Below are 14,026 nucleotides of genomic sequence, written 5' to 3' on the forward strand. Positions count from 1 at the left end.
CTCCTAGAATCATAAGAAAGTAGAAACCCAAAGAACTGCAGAAGAACTCTGGGTATCACACCTCTATCATTCTCTTATTTATGAAAATCAAGTCCTGAATGAACTCTTTCAACATATCCTGCTCGTATCACATAATCACCAAAGTGCTCATTCTCTTCTTTTTCTTTTGCAAATTTAAAAAGAATTGGTTTCAAAGATTGTAGAATTTCCTCTTCACCAATGTTTTCTTTGTAAAGCTTACTCAATCTGTCTCCTACAAATCCTGCACCAAGGTACATGTTGTATTTTCCTGGTGCTTTCCCAATAAAGGCAATCTCACCAAGCGTTGGTCTTGAGCAACTGTTCGGGCAACCGGACATTCGGATAACGATCTCTTCATCACGTAATCCTGCTTCATCAACGATGACCTCAATTTTATCAATGAGCGACGGCAAATAACGTTCCGCCTCAGCCATCGCAAGTCCGCACGTTGGAAAAGCTACGCACGCCATCGAGTTTCGTCGTAGTGCAGAATTTTGCCTACCGTCAGTCAATCCATACTTCTCAACAAGTGCTTCGATTTCGGATTTTTTCTCTTCTGAAACACTCGCAATAATTAAATTCTGGTTCGGAGTGAGTCTGAAATCACCTGTGTGCACCTTCGCAATTTCCCGAAGTCCGGTCATAATCTCACTATCTCTCGAATCAACAATCCGACCATTTTGAATAAAGAGCGTTAGATGCCATTTCCCATCACCCTTTAACCATCCATAGCGATCACCATTATGATCGAAGTGGTAGGATCGCTCTTCTTCAAGATTCCAACCCAATCTATTATTTAATTCGGTACGTACCCATTCGAGTCCTCTGCGATCGATCGTATATTTAAAGCGAGCATATTTACGTTCAGAACGATCACCGTAATCACGCTGAATCGTAATGATTTTCTCAGCAACTTCAACGATCTTTTCCGGTGAGCAGAACCCAATGATCCGCGACAGCTGTGGATAGGTGTTCGGGTCACCGTGCGTCATTCCCATTCCGCCTCCTACTGCAACGTTGAAGCCTTGAAGCTTACCATCTTCAAGAATCGCTATGAATCCAAGATCTTGAGAGAAAATATCCACGTCGTTTGATGGTGGAACAGCAACACCGATTTTGAACTTTCTTGGTAAGTACTGCGGACCGTACATTGGTTCAATGATCTCACTGCGATCAAGAACCTTTTCTTCATCCAACCAGATTTCATGGTACGCTCTCGTTCTTGGGAGAAGATCATCGCTTAACTTCCGCGCCCATTCGTGCACTTCAGCGTGAATATTAGATTGATATGGATTAGCATTACACATCACGTTCCGGTTCACATCACCACATGCTGCGAGCGAATCCATTAAGGCACGATCCATTGCTTGAATGCTCTTCTTCATATTCCACTTTAATACACCGTGCATCTGAAACGTCTGCCGAGTCGTTAACTTCAACGTACCATTTCCATACCTATTCGCAAGGTCATCCATTACAAGCCATTGCTCGGGTGTCGCAACCCCTCCCGGTAATCGAACACGAACCATAAATTGATAGGCAGGTTCTAACTTCTGTTGCTTTCGTTCCTGCCGAAGATCCCTATCATCCTGCATATAGCTACCGTGGAATTTCAATAGCTTCGTTTCAGCATCTGGAATAGAAGAAGTAATGGGATCTGCAAAGCTTTCAACGAGTGACCCTCGTAAGTAATCGCTTTTCTCTTTAATGTTCTCCATTTCACTTGGGGTACCTTGTGTTGTCTTTTTAGACATAATCGATCTCCTTCCTGCTTCTTAATAAACATCTCTCTGGTAGCGCTTCTCGTTCCGAAGATCGGCAAGATATGCCTCTGCTTCTGATTCACTAATCTCTCTCTCTTCTCTTACAATCGTAACGAGTGCTGCGTGAACATCCTTTGCCATGTATTTCTCATCTCCACATACATACACATGCGCACCTGCTTCAAGCCACTCATACAATTCTTTACTACGCTCTAACATGCGATGCTGAACGTATACCTTTTCATCTGTATCTCGTGAAAATGCCACATCCATTTTTGAAAGCACGCCTTTCTTGAGCCATTTCTGCCATTCGATTTGATAGAGAAAGTCTGTAACGAAATGTTGTTCACCAAAGAATAGCCAAGTATCTCCTTGTGAACCTGTTTCTTCTCGTTCTTGTAGAAAAGCACGATAGGGCGCTACACCTGTTCCTGCTCCAATCATGATGACAGGTGTATCTGGATGATCAGGAAGCCTGAAATTTTGATTTTTCTGGACAAATACCGGTAATTCATCGCCAGGCAAAGAGCGTTCCGCACATTGACCTGAACATACACCTGCACGCTTTCGACCATGTGCATCATATCGGAGTGCTCCAATTGTTAGATGCACTTCATCCGGATTTGCTTTGGAACTGCTTGCGATTGAATAAAGTCGTACAGGTATTCTTCGCAGTACCCCAATAAATTCTTTTGCAGTTACTGGCCACGGACCGAAAGCTCGTATTAAATCAATTAAATCTCGACCGTAGAGGTATGTCTTCAACTCCTCGCTTTCAGCATTCAAAATGGTCGGTAATTCTTCATTTGGAGTGAGCGACGCTAATTTCTCAAGCAACGGTTTCGTTAAACTTGTAATCTCATAGGTTTTCGTTAACGCATCACTTAGAGACTGGAGATCTCCATTCTTATTAATTGGCACCTCTTCTTTAGGGTCCCACTTCATTTCTTCAATAAGCTGATCCACTAGCTTTGTATCATTCTCAGGATAAATACCGAGACTATCGCCAGGTTCATACTCTAATCCTGAGCCTTCAAGATCTAATTCAAGATGACGTGTTTCCTTGTTCGATCCGCGTCCGTTAAGATTCACATTCTCAAGAATTTGAGCTTTAAACGGATTTGTTCTTGAGTATGTTCCATGCGTTGAAACTTCCCGCTTTGCAGATTCCTCTGATAGTGGTGAATCATTTAATACGGCGAATACACCTTCGAACCATTCTTCTGCAGGTTCCTCAAAATCAAGATCGCAATCAGCCCGAGGATAGAGTCTTGTTCCCCCAAGCTCTTCTAATCGTTGATCGAAATCCTTCCCTGTTTGACAGAAAAACTCATAAGAGCTATCGCCAAGAGAAAGGACCGAATACCTGAGATCCTCAACCTCTGGTGCTCTGTTACTAAAAAGATAATCATAGAAACTCAGCGCGTTATCAGGAGGATCACCATCTCCATGCGTGCTTGTCAGGAGCAACAAATCCTTTACATTCTTAAGAGCTTTCGGTTTAAAATCATCTAGGGACGACAGGGTAACTTTATACTCTTCATTTTCTAGCTTTTGAAAAAATGACTCAGCAAGTGACTGACAATTACCCGTGTGAGACCCATAGAGGACGGTGATTTCACGCGTTTCTCTTTCACTTTCATTTTGCTTAGATGCAGGATCAGTAGTGGCGACGGATTCCGTTTCTCCACGTACTGAAAGATAACCGCTTAACCAGATTTTCTGTGTTTCAGTTAACGTTGGTAAGAGACGATTTAAAAGCTCTGTTTGTTCTTGATTGAAAGGACTATTCATAACCTCGAACTGCAATACGATTCACCTCACAATATAATTGACGATCATAATTCACCCTAGTTCAAGCTGTTTACTCGGAATTAATCCCAAAAAGGAACATCTCCTTTCTAACTGTAGATTCAACGTACGAAAAAAAACCCCTCTTCTAACATAAGAAGAAAGGTTTTTATTAATAGGATCTGCCCATCTTCTCATCTTTCAGGTATGCACCTGCTGGATTTGGCACAGTTCGTGATCGATCATCACATCCGTTGCCGAGGCTTCAAAGGGCCAGTCCCTCCACCTCTCTTGATAAGAAATGTTGCTATGGAATTTTCAAAATACAATGATTGTTTCAAATTTTATCTTCTGAAGAAAGAAATGTCAATCCTTTAAAAGAAAATATCTCGGCATTTGTTTAATTAAATATGGATGGCTTTTTATTCGATAACTTGATTGTAATAGGATAAACAGGCAGAAATAAAATTAGCCAACCAACTAAGGAAACAACGGCTATGATGCATTTAAATCCATACAAAAAAATGCTATAAAAAAGCGTAAACCTTTCGAAAACATAGTGACTTTGAGAGTAGTGGTTGATTTACGCTTCAGGTGCTCCTATCAGCCCTTATTTAATAGCGAGTCTCTTTCATAAACTTTGTCCATTTTCTACAATTCTCACAAGTTGAAACACAAGCCTTCTCTTTTATAATAAACGTAATGAGAAAGCACCTATTTCATTTCCTTCTCAATCTCCATCCCATTCACGAATTCCTGTATTAATTCCTTCTCATCTTCCGTTAATTCTCTTTCAACTCGGTTTATGTACTTTTCTGTCATATATTCATGATTACCATTGCACTCATCCGTCAATGAAGCCATTGTTCTTAACATAGCGACTTCCTTCATAAACTCCTCTTTTGAAATCGCACTTCCATGCGAGAGGATAAACCATTCAGCATCGAACGTTTCAAGCTTATCTAGTAAAGTCAGTGTGGTATTCACTGTGTAATTCGTTTTTGGCGAGAAAATATCTGGATAGAAGCAATCACCAAGGAAGAGAATCTTCTCTTCTTTTATATAGATGACAGTTGAATCTGCTGCATGATCTCCACCTACTTGGTGCAATTGACAGGTAACGCCACCAAGATCAATCTCCATATTTCCTTCGAACGTGATGTCCGGTAATGCAATCGTGATCTCACGATGATCCACGAACTCTTTTTTAATCGCTGTTGCACAGAATTCGATTTCAGTCCCTTCTCTCACCCGCTCATCTAAATCACGATCCGACCACCCTAGATGAACAAGCTTCTCCATTTCTCGCTTTGTTTCTTTAGATGAAATGGAAACAACATCAAGCGTAGATAACCCGAAAATGTGATCCCAGTGCCAATGCGTTAGTGCTAGGAGTTTCGGCTCTTGAACTTCTCTTTTCTTAAGTTCTTCAAGAAAATAGTTTGCATGGGCTTCTGAATTTCCGGCATCGATCATAAGAGTTTGCTTTTCCCCAACAACCATTCCGAGAATGGGCCGATCCGTCTCTGAAACAGGCGTTTGATACCAAAACCGTTCCCCAATTTTCTTAATCTGTTGCATAACATGTCCTCCTACATAAACTTTTAACTCTCTTCATTTTATCACTAATTCAGTCTTAAGATTATTGCTCAGCATTTAAAAACACCTCCATTTGAAGGTGCCTTCGATTTTTTACGATGTAGGTGTTGAGTAGGAAATACGTTATACATTTTGATTCATCCTAATCCATCCACAATAATTTTCACCACCATAGGTCCGATTATAACGATAAAAAGAGGTGGGAAAATAAAGAGAATCATAGGAATGAGCATCTTTACTGGAGCTTTCATTGCAAGTTCACGAGCTGCTTCACGTCTTTGTTCACGAATACGATTCGTTAAATTTTTGATAACTTTGGACATGCCAATCCCAAGGTGGTCTGCTTGAATAATGGACATCATCACACCTTGAAAACGTTCGGAAGGAACTCGTTGTTTCAAACTATGGAAAGCTTCACGTCGCGACTTTCCACGCCTCATTTCATCCAGGGCCTGTTTAAATTCTTCAGACAATGGACCTGGCTTTCTTGAGCAAACATTCGAGATGGCTCCCTCAAGTCCAACTCCCGCTTCAAGAAGTAAGCTAACCATATCGAAGAAATCCGACATCTCTTTATCAATCTGTTTAATTCGCTTGGTTTTTTTCTTAGCCAGATAGAATAGTGGGTAGCGATAGAATAAGAAGACGATGGCGAGCACTAGTAATAACGCAAAGGAACTATTACTCTCTGAACCTGGTGCGATAAGTAAGAATGCTAAGAAACCACCGGTTATGCTAATTAGAAGTTGCATCAATCGAAATTCCACCGCTGACCGGTTTCCATATCCAGCTTCATGTAGAAGGAGATCTAGCTTCTTCTGATTTTTCTTTGCAAAGGTTTTATTTACCTGTTCTACTCCAATCTGCCAGTATTTATGAACTAGTGGATTTGATAACAGGTTGGTTCTTTTCTTCTTTCTAGAACTATTTTCTTCCTTTTTCCCAAAGTATTGTTCGAAACGATATTCCACTGCTATTTCTTTACGATAGATCGTATTAAGAATAGCCGAAAACATTAGCACGAAGAACAGTAAGGCACAAATTATAAATAAGAAAGGAATCATTTCTACACCTCAATTCGAACAATCTTTTGGATCAGAACCCAACCAATGATTAAAGATATCGCCCCTGATACAAGGAGAAACATGCCTAACGGATTCGTTAACATTGGTTCAAAATAACTCGGACTAACGAAGAAAAGATAAAGCGCCATGACTAGAGGTAAAGCAGTAATAATGACCGAAGATAACTTTCCTTGTGCTGTCAGGGTTTTCAGCTCTTCTAGCACACGAATTCTTCCCCTAATCGTCTCCTCCATCGTATCCATAAGCTGTGCTAAATTACCCCCACTTTTACGCTGTGCCAGAATAGCCTGGACAACTACTTCAAGTTCCTTGTTTGGTAAGCGAGCTAGCAAGCTAGTAAATACGTCATCCATTGGTATTCCCATACCGATTTCCCGAACAGCGCGGTCAAATTCTGGTCCGATCGGATCAGGCATTTCTTTCCCTATTAGCTGCATCGTTTGCAGGAAGCTAAAACCCGCCCTCATTGAATTAGACATCGTCCCAAGTGCTTCGACAAGTTGATAAGAAAGAAGCTTCACTCGCTTTCTTCCTTTGTATTTCATATAACTATTTGGAATGGCAAACCCAATGCATGCTGAAGGAACAGCAACATACCAGGGGAGACCTACTAGATAAAGGCTAACACTAGAGCCCAATGCACTTAACAGTCGAACAACGAAGAATTCTTCTTCTTTTAAAGGACTTCCCGCTTGCTCCAACAACTGCTTCGTTTTTGAACTCAACTTTATTCCTTCGAAAAAGCGAGATACAGAAGAAACGAATCGTTTTAAGACGTTATTATTTTGGACATGCTCGACCTCATCTTTGGAGGCTGGAAGAGGAATAAATGTATGGATTCGCTTGTTCATCTGCTTCTTTCTAGCAATACGAGTCGAAACGATATAGAAAACGATTGTAAAAGTGAGCAAAAGCGTTCCAATTACAATGAAATCCTTCATCTTACCACACCTCTTTAAACCAGGATGCAGGAATTTCGTATCCGTTCTGTTCCAAAAGCTCTGAAACATTCGGGCGAACACCCGTCGACTGAAATTCTCCTATTATCTTTCCATCTGGCCCTCTCCCTGTTTCTTTATAAATAAATAAATCCTGCAGTACGATAATATTCTCTTCCATGCCGAGCACTTCCGTAATACGAGTAATCTTTCGCGTTCCATCTTTCATTCTAACTTGTTGTACGATAAGATCTAACGCATTTGCAATCTGTTCCCTAATTGCCTTTAAAGGTAAATCGAAACCTGCCATTAGAACCATTGTTTCAAGTCTCGATAGCATATCTCTTGGAGAATTGGCATGACCAGTACTTAAACTTCCATCGTGTCCTGTGTTCATCGCTTGAAGCATATCAAGCGCCTCAGCTCCACGAACTTCCCCTACGACAATACGGTCTGGTCGCATTCGGAGGGCGTTTCGTACTAGGTCACGAATGTTTATTTCACCCTTACCTTCTATATTAGGAGGGCGTGATTCGAGAGAAACGATATGGTCTTGTGATAGATTTAGCTCGGCAGCATCCTCAATCGTCACGATCCGTTCATCATTTGGAATAAAGGATGACAGGACATTAAGAGAAGATGTCTTTCCAGATCCAGTACCCCCACTAATGAAAATATTCAGCCTGGATTTGACTGCCATCTCAAGAAACTCTGCCATTTCCTTACTTAACGTGTGATAGCTAACTAAATCCTGCATTAGAAATGGCGTTTCAGAGAATTTTCGGATCGTGAGTGACGGTCCTTTCAATGAGAGCGGTGGAATAATTGCATTAACACGGGAACCATCAGGCAATCTGGCATCAACCATAGGTGAGCTTTCATCAATACGTCTTCCTATCGGTGCTACAATTCGCTCAATAACACGACTCACATGAGCATCATCCCGAAACGTTGAATCACTTTTTTTCAATTTACCGAATTGCTCATAGTAAATATCAAATGGTCCATTGACCATAACCTCAGACACGGTAGGGTCATCAAGAAAAGGGGTAATTGGTCCGTAACCTAGTAGTTCATACTCTACTGACTCCAGTAATAATTTCTTTTCTTCAAACGTAAACCGCTCGCCTTCCTTATCCAGAAAAGCTTTGCCCCATTCTCGAATTTTTTGAGACTCTTCTTCCTTCTTAAATTGCTTTTTCTTTAATTCATCAAGTAAGTAGTTTTGTAAGCTTTCTTCTAGTTGACTGTAATCAGCCGTTTTAACAACGGTCAATTCTTTTCGTTCAATTACCCGATTAGGCGCCTCTTCTTCCACATACCGCTTAAACAGTGACAACCGAACCCCTCCTTTATCGACTTAGTAAAGCAAGACGTTTCACCTTTTTCACCGGTTGTTCATTAGGCGGAAATAGTTTCTTTCCTAGAAGCTGTATCCCCTTGCTGAATGGACTTCTCGACGATTTAACGACAAGTGGAACTCCCTCATTAACTGATGAAATGGCAAGCTGCCCCTGATCAGGTAAAGTTGCAAATATTGACTTTTGTAGAATTTCTTCCATCCGCTTTTCTTCAATGGTTCGATGCTTAGAATCTCGATTTAAGACGACTCTGACTTTTTCTTCGAAATGCAGCGTTTCCATCATATCGAGATAGAGCTTACTATTTCGAAGATCTGGTAACTCACTTGTCGTTAATAGAAGGGTTTCGTCTGCTAGAGCAAGACATGTTAGATGAATTTCTGATATATACGTAGGTGTATCTATGAGAATGACATCGTATCTTTTCTGAAGCTCTGTCACAGCGATTTTCAAGTGTTCCTCTGTCATAATCTCAAAGAATTCTGGACGAGGAGGCTTTGCGAGAATGGAGACTCCACTTTTGTGATGGGATAAGTATGATTCAATCCCATACTCTCCTCGCTCAACACCTTCCTTCACCCACTCATAGATGGAATTCTTCGGCTTAATATCGACATACATAGCCACATCACCGAATTGAAAGTTAGCATCAAGAATAGCTACTTCTTTCCCTTCTTTGGCTAGTGATGCTGCTAGATTCACTGTAAGAAATGTTTTTCCAGATCCACCCTTAGAGCTACAAACCGCTATGACCCGACTGTTTTCTTTCATTAATTGAAGAGAAGGTTCTCGACTATTCCGTTGCTTCATATAAGCTTGAGCCTGGAATATAACGTCTGTTACTTCATCACCAGTTGATGAGAAAGTGAGCATGTCTGAAGCACCAACCTGCATTGCTTTTTTCGTATTCTCTAAATTTTCTGGAGAGATGATAATCATATAAATATGCGGGAATTTAAACGATATCTCTTGACAAAGATCATACACATTGTATGTTGTATGTGCTCTTAGAAAAAGAACGGCATTTGGTGTGCTCTCAAGCTGTTTAAGGAGATCTTCTAAACGATAGAAACTGGTTAACGACTCATTCTTGTTAGTCAGGATGGTTTCAATTTCATCAGCTCTAGCATTCGTATCTGAATAAAAATACCAATATAAATTCATATTAATTACTCTCCTTATAAACCTGACGTGTTTCTTTCAACGCTTTCTTACTTACTCCATCATCCTCTTTATTTCTTAGCATTAAATAGAACCCGCTCTCGTCTTTCGCAGCTAGACTAAGCAGAACCCCTTCTTCTGGCGTTACTTCAAGTGTCACTGTTTCATAGTGAAGTGCCTCATCTACGCTATCAGGTGCTTTACCTGAGGTAAGGACCTTTTTATTCTGCAAAACGAGAACAGCTGACTTGTATTCCTTATCTGTTTCTTCATCTATACTTTGTTCATAAGCAACAACGTCCACATATGAATTAGGTTCAATGTACCCTGAAACCCCACCAGCGAGATCAACGTTTATGGAAATGGCGCGATTCCCTTCGCTCACCTCTGCAATTGGATTTGCCATCTCACGTCCTGCAATTGTTTCTTCTGCTTCCGTTAACACTTCTGTTTTCTCGGCTTCTTTCACTTCTGTTGAATCTGTACTTACAGCCGTTAAATTTGTAAATAACCCTACATAAACGATCAATGTAGCGAATACCCCAAATATAAGCGACCACATCCAAATACGTTTGGTTTTCATGCGCTCACCCCTATTTCTCCATTAAGATCATTCAACAAGCTTAACTCCATACACGTTACCAGGGCCGCTTCCCCCTATTTCACCTGAAGAGACGGTTTCTTTGAATTTCCCAACAATCTGCTTATCATCTTCAACTCGTTCAAGCCAATAGGATGCAAATCCGACGATTTCAACTAACGATTTTCCATTCACACCAGCCCACGTTTTTATTAGGGGTATGATGATAATACGATCACAAGATTTATCCGCTGTAGCTGCGCTTTGGCAATGTGGTTTAGTAGCATCATTATCAATCAATGTCTGAAATGCATTCTTCACAGGTCCCCACTTTTGTCCTGGCTCAGTTTGTACAAACTTCGTCCCGGGTGCCAGCTCCACACCGTTTATGATGTTAGTAGCCAATCCGCTTGCACCATTGCTATTAATGTCAAGATAGCCACAGTTCCCCTTATTTTTGCCCGGATTATCACACTTCAGCTGAGTTTCATGTGGGATTGCCGTATATTCGATCGTGATTGGCGTTATTCGTTTCACAGATTTTAATAACCCAACTTCCGCTTTTGCAGAGGCACTGACTGAGGCTTGCTGGATACCGAATATGCGAGCGAATGTCATTGGTACTGTAGATTCTTTCGCTACCTTAATCGACTGACTCGTAATCGTTAAGTCGCCACTCCCAATAGGAAATGCATTCTTATCCGCATACTCTTTCGCAAGTGTCGAAGCTCTCGCTTGACTCGTTAGTAATCCTTGAGCACCAGCTAGGGCAGACGCATCCATGGCATTCTGGAGTATTCTTTTCTCGTGATAGAGTCTTCCAATATCGACCACCATTGCGGTTGCTCCTAACAAAACAGTCATGCTAATCGCAAACATGACTGCTACATTTCCACGTTCGCTTTTTAGTAACGACCTGAGTGCCTTCATCACTCAACCCTCATCGCGGCCGAACTTGATAAGGTAATTGGACCACTTATCGAGGAGATAACTGGTGTTAGGAACGTAATAGGATAGGTAATGGTCACCCTAACATCGTTACCAGCTGTTTTCGTCCCACCTGGAGAAACAGAAACCTGACCTGAAGAAAGGTGAATACTAGAACCACTCGTAACGGCCGTGGACACAATCTTTGAATCACTTTCACCAATACTTGCTACTCTAACTGCTTCGCGACTTGCATGATCGATTGTGATGTAAGCATGAAAGATGCGTCCAAAATCGACGATTCCAAACAACAGCATGACAAGAACGGGAAGGACAAGAGCGAACTCTACCATCGACTGTCCTTTTTCAGATTTCATCCAATCCCTCCTAGAAGTGCAGCACATACTGTTCCAAGTGTAATCGCTACGCCATAAGGGTATGTTAGTCCACTGTTTTTGCTGATCCCTTTTACATTCAACAGTGAGTAAAGTGTATAAGTAGGGGATTTAAACACATTCCAAAGCCCGCTTCTTTTCAACAATAAGATAAGACCAATAACTCCACCAATAAGAGCAGTATAGAAAAATGAATGTAGAACGAACGAAGTGCCCATAAGTGCTCCTACAGCAGCAAGCAGCTTCACATCCCCTGCCCCCATCCCGCCTAGTAAATAAGGAATTAGTAGAAGAGAAAAACCAATAAGTAGTCCTGCTCCGCTGTATAGAAAACCTTGAAAACCGAATGTTATCGTGTAGTAAAGTAACCCTATGATCATTGCTGGGAACGTGACGATATTAAGAATACGCCGGTTTCGAATGTCGGTTATAAACGAAATAAGTAAGGTAATGCCCAGGATACTGTATGTCATATTAGTACCTCTTTGTTTTTAAATTTAGCCCCACTTAGGTAAGTGGGGCTAGGATGATTTATTTTATTATTCTCTTACAGGTCATCGATAACTGATTGAATCAAACTTTCAATTTTTTCACCTAGTGTAATAAAGATACCTGCAGCTACTACCGCTACTCCCGCAAGAATCAACCCGTACTCAGCCATTCCCTGTCCCTCTTCTTCTTTTACCAAACGAGCCATTTTGTTCAACATAATCATTTCCTCCTCGAATTTTATAATTTTTTTGTTTTGAAAAACATGTATGAATGAATCATTACTACCTGAAATAAAGTGTCTTAATTGTAACGGAATAAGATTAGAATCATGGCGACAACGATTTAGAATGTATCGTAACCTTTATTCTCTCTGAGAAAGCACTTGATCTTCTCCCCATCCGTTCCCCCTTTCAAAGATGTTCTGGAATAACCTCAAGCTTCACTGTTCAATATAGTGTTCGCTTTTGATCACTTTGTTCTTTTTATAGAACATCTCTTGAGTTAATAATAGTTCGTTATAGAGAATTTGTAAATACCTTTTTTTAAACTTTTTTCTTCTTTTTGCAAAAAAACTAGTAAAATATTCGTTATTGAGTATTAAAAAGACTTCCTATATAGTAAAGACAACGTCATTATATAGGAGAATCGTCATGATAAACTCTAAGAACAGCGCACTATATCGAACAATCCCTTTTACAGTTATACGAGCAGATTCCTTTTTAACTAGATTAAAAGGTTTAATGTTTCGTCGAACACCGCTAGAAGAAGGCCTTCTAATCGTCCCATGCAATTCTATTCATATGTGTTTCATGTTTTTCTCCATTGATGTTGTATTCCTGACCCAGAACAATGAAATCATCAAAGTAGTAGAAAACTTAAAACCCTGGCGATTTGTTCCACCAGTTAAAGGTGCTCATGCAGTATTGGAATTACCAGTTGGAGCGATTAGAAGTTCTTCTATTAAAGTAGGAGAATTCATTAACCTCCAATAAAAAATGACAACGCCACTAAAGCGTTGTCATTTTTTAATAATCATTTCTTGGCTAGTATCATAAACCTTTTTGAATTCGTTCGAATGCCTTTATCCGTCTGATTGTCTTCAATAAAGCGGTTCAACTTATGAAAGTCTTCGTTTTGCTCCCCAAACTGAGGGATTATTGGGGTATGTGTAAGAAGAAAAATGACATCTTCTGGCCTATGAAAATAATCGATTGCATCAAATTCAAACGATTGAACGTCTGAAAACCCCGCTTCTAGTAGCTCATTAATATACCTTTGCTTCAAAGAACCATCCTCTACTCCAAAGGATTGACCTCTTCCAAACGCCTCTTTCATATTACTCTTATCCGCTTCACTTACTTGCTGCGTTAAAAATAGTCCTTCCTTCTTTAGTACTCTTGAAACTTCTTTAGAATTAAAAGGAGCATGGCAGCATGAAACGATATCGAAAAAGCTATCAGGAAATTGTAAGGAATCTGAAGACATCTGAGCAAAGCGTACATTTGTTACGTTTGCGTTTTGAAGATTCGATTGAGCTGTGTCCATCATGCCTGATGAAAGATCAATCCCGACTAATAGATGAGAGGAAGACGCAATCTTTAAGAGGTTCTCTCCTCCCCCAGTTCCAATATCTAATAATAGATCAGTCTCCCTCACTCTTTTCGTAACTTCATCATAGAAGTCCCACTTCACTCCTTCAGAGGTAAACTGTAAAGAACTGAAGTCCCATCCGTTTTCTTTTCCTACTTTATTATAGAACGTTTCGTATTCTACTTGATTCAACCGAGTTCATCCTTTCTTACCTTTTCACTACACATAACATACCATTAATCACCTAGTTATGAACTTACCATTACCATTATTGGAATCAATAAGTAAGTAAGAGGTTTATTACACTATCTATAAAAGAGTGT

At 40.4% G+C, this 14,026-nt stretch carries 14 protein-coding genes and 1 riboswitch; of the genes, 1 reads left to right on the forward strand and 13 read right to left on the reverse strand.

All coding sequences use genetic code 11. The features are described 5' to 3' along the window. Positions 1-74: 74 nt before the first annotated feature. The 12 genes from cysI to AB986_RS22040 all read right to left on the reverse strand — a co-directional run bounded on the left by cysI (position 75) and on the right by AB986_RS22040 (position 12,330). Entirely contained in the window at positions 75-1,775 is a 1,701-nt protein-coding gene (gene cysI / locus AB986_RS07675) for an assimilatory sulfite reductase (NADPH) hemoprotein subunit (RefSeq protein WP_152670937.1), read from the reverse strand. Positions 1,776-1,796: 21 nt separating this feature from the next. Continuing rightward, positions 1,797-3,593 carry an assimilatory sulfite reductase (NADPH) flavoprotein subunit gene (locus AB986_RS07680; RefSeq protein ID WP_048310274.1) on the reverse strand — a complete coding sequence of 599 codons (1,797 nt, stop codon included), beginning with the start codon at positions 3,591-3,593 and terminating at the stop codon, positions 1,797-1,799. 173 nt (positions 3,594-3,766) lie between these two features. After that, a riboswitch (SAM riboswitch) is annotated at positions 3,767-3,876 on the reverse strand. Between the two features lie 413 nt (positions 3,877-4,289). Then, positions 4,290-5,156, reverse strand: coding sequence for an MBL fold metallo-hydrolase (locus tag AB986_RS07685; RefSeq protein WP_048310275.1), 867 nt, complete (start codon positions 5,154-5,156; stop codon positions 4,290-4,292). 155 nt (positions 5,157-5,311) lie between these two features. Beyond that, complete coding sequence (locus AB986_RS07690; protein WP_053216076.1) at positions 5,312-6,238, reverse strand: type II secretion system F family protein; 927 nt, start codon at positions 6,236-6,238, stop codon at positions 5,312-5,314. A gap of 2 nt (positions 6,239-6,240) precedes the next feature. Continuing rightward, positions 6,241-7,200: a type II secretion system F family protein gene (locus AB986_RS07695; RefSeq protein WP_053216077.1), complete on the reverse strand. Its 960-nt coding sequence runs from the start codon at positions 7,198-7,200 to the stop codon at positions 6,241-6,243. A 1-nt stretch (position 7,201) separates the two neighbouring features. Continuing rightward, entirely contained in the window at positions 7,202-8,536 is a 1,335-nt protein-coding gene (locus AB986_RS07700) for a TadA family conjugal transfer-associated ATPase (RefSeq protein ID WP_048310276.1), read from the reverse strand. Between the two features lie 13 nt (positions 8,537-8,549). Continuing rightward, positions 8,550-9,722 (reverse strand): CpaE/TadZ family protein, encoded by a 1,173-nt coding sequence (locus AB986_RS07705; RefSeq protein ID WP_048310277.1) that lies wholly within the window; start codon positions 9,720-9,722, stop codon positions 8,550-8,552. A gap of 1 nt (position 9,723) precedes the next feature. After that, positions 9,724-10,302: a Flp pilus assembly protein CpaB gene (gene cpaB / locus AB986_RS07710; protein ID WP_048310278.1), complete on the reverse strand. Its 579-nt coding sequence runs from the start codon at positions 10,300-10,302 to the stop codon at positions 9,724-9,726. Positions 10,303-10,329: 27 nt separating this feature from the next. Next, positions 10,330-11,229 carry a pilus assembly protein TadG-related protein gene (locus tag AB986_RS07715; protein WP_048310279.1) on the reverse strand — a complete coding sequence of 300 codons (900 nt, stop codon included), beginning with the start codon at positions 11,227-11,229 and terminating at the stop codon, positions 10,330-10,332. Then, positions 11,229-11,603, reverse strand: a complete 375-nt coding sequence (locus tag AB986_RS07720; RefSeq protein WP_048310280.1) for a TadE/TadG family type IV pilus assembly protein — start codon at positions 11,601-11,603, stop codon at positions 11,229-11,231. The genes AB986_RS07715 and AB986_RS07720 overlap by 1 nt, the downstream gene beginning before the upstream one ends. Further along, positions 11,600-12,094 (reverse strand): A24 family peptidase, encoded by a 495-nt coding sequence (locus AB986_RS07725; protein ID WP_048310281.1) that lies wholly within the window; start codon positions 12,092-12,094, stop codon positions 11,600-11,602. The genes AB986_RS07720 and AB986_RS07725 overlap by 4 nt, the downstream gene beginning before the upstream one ends. 74 nt (positions 12,095-12,168) lie before the next feature. After that, on the reverse strand, positions 12,169-12,330 hold the full coding sequence (locus tag AB986_RS22040) for a Flp family type IVb pilin (RefSeq protein WP_152670938.1): 162 nt from the start codon (positions 12,328-12,330) through the stop codon (positions 12,169-12,171). Positions 12,331-12,763: 433 nt separating this feature from the next. On the opposite strand from AB986_RS22040, the gene AB986_RS07730 reads away from it, so the two are divergent. Continuing rightward, complete coding sequence (locus AB986_RS07730; protein WP_048310282.1) at positions 12,764-13,105, forward strand: DUF192 domain-containing protein; 342 nt, start codon at positions 12,764-12,766, stop codon at positions 13,103-13,105. A gap of 40 nt (positions 13,106-13,145) precedes the next feature. On the opposite strand, the gene AB986_RS07735 is transcribed toward AB986_RS07730, so the two are convergent. Continuing rightward, positions 13,146-13,895, reverse strand: a complete 750-nt coding sequence (locus tag AB986_RS07735) for a class I SAM-dependent methyltransferase (RefSeq protein ID WP_048310283.1) — start codon at positions 13,893-13,895, stop codon at positions 13,146-13,148. Between the last annotated feature and the right edge of the window lie 131 nt (positions 13,896-14,026).

Origin of the sequence: Guptibacillus hwajinpoensis (assembly GCF_001039475.1) — a bacterium.
Lineage (GTDB): Bacteria > Bacillota > Bacilli > Bacillales > Guptibacillaceae > Guptibacillus > Guptibacillus hwajinpoensis.

What these genes read in the sequence shown, in the direction of transcription:
- cysI (WP_152670937.1), bottom strand. Translation starts at nt 1,775, where the DNA reads ATGTCTAAAAAGACAACACAAGGTACCCCAAGTGAAATGGAGAACATT.
- AB986_RS07685 (WP_048310275.1), bottom strand. Translation starts at nt 5,156, where the DNA reads ATGCAACAGATTAAGAAAATTGGGGAACGGTTTTGGTATCAAACGCCT.
- AB986_RS07690 (WP_053216076.1), bottom strand. Translation starts at nt 6,238, where the DNA reads ATGATTCCTTTCTTATTTATAATTTGTGCCTTACTGTTCTTCGTGCTA.
- AB986_RS07695 (WP_053216077.1), bottom strand. Translation starts at nt 7,200, where the DNA reads ATGAAGGATTTCATTGTAATTGGAACGCTTTTGCTCACTTTTACAATC.
- AB986_RS07705 (WP_048310277.1), bottom strand. Translation starts at nt 9,722, where the DNA reads ATGAATTTATATTGGTATTTTTATTCAGATACGAATGCTAGAGCTGAT.
- cpaB (WP_048310278.1), bottom strand. Translation starts at nt 10,302, where the DNA reads ATGAAAACCAAACGTATTTGGATGTGGTCGCTTATATTTGGGGTATTC.
- AB986_RS07715 (WP_048310279.1), bottom strand. Translation starts at nt 11,229, where the DNA reads ATGAAGGCACTCAGGTCGTTACTAAAAAGCGAACGTGGAAATGTAGCA.
- AB986_RS07720 (WP_048310280.1), bottom strand. Translation starts at nt 11,603, where the DNA reads ATGAAATCTGAAAAAGGACAGTCGATGGTAGAGTTCGCTCTTGTCCTT.
- AB986_RS07725 (WP_048310281.1), bottom strand. Translation starts at nt 12,094, where the DNA reads ATGACATACAGTATCCTGGGCATTACCTTACTTATTTCGTTTATAACC.
- AB986_RS22040 (WP_152670938.1), bottom strand. Translation starts at nt 12,330, where the DNA reads ATGTTGAACAAAATGGCTCGTTTGGTAAAAGAAGAAGAGGGACAGGGA.
- AB986_RS07730 (WP_048310282.1), top strand. Translation starts at nt 12,764, where the DNA reads ATGATAAACTCTAAGAACAGCGCACTATATCGAACAATCCCTTTTACA.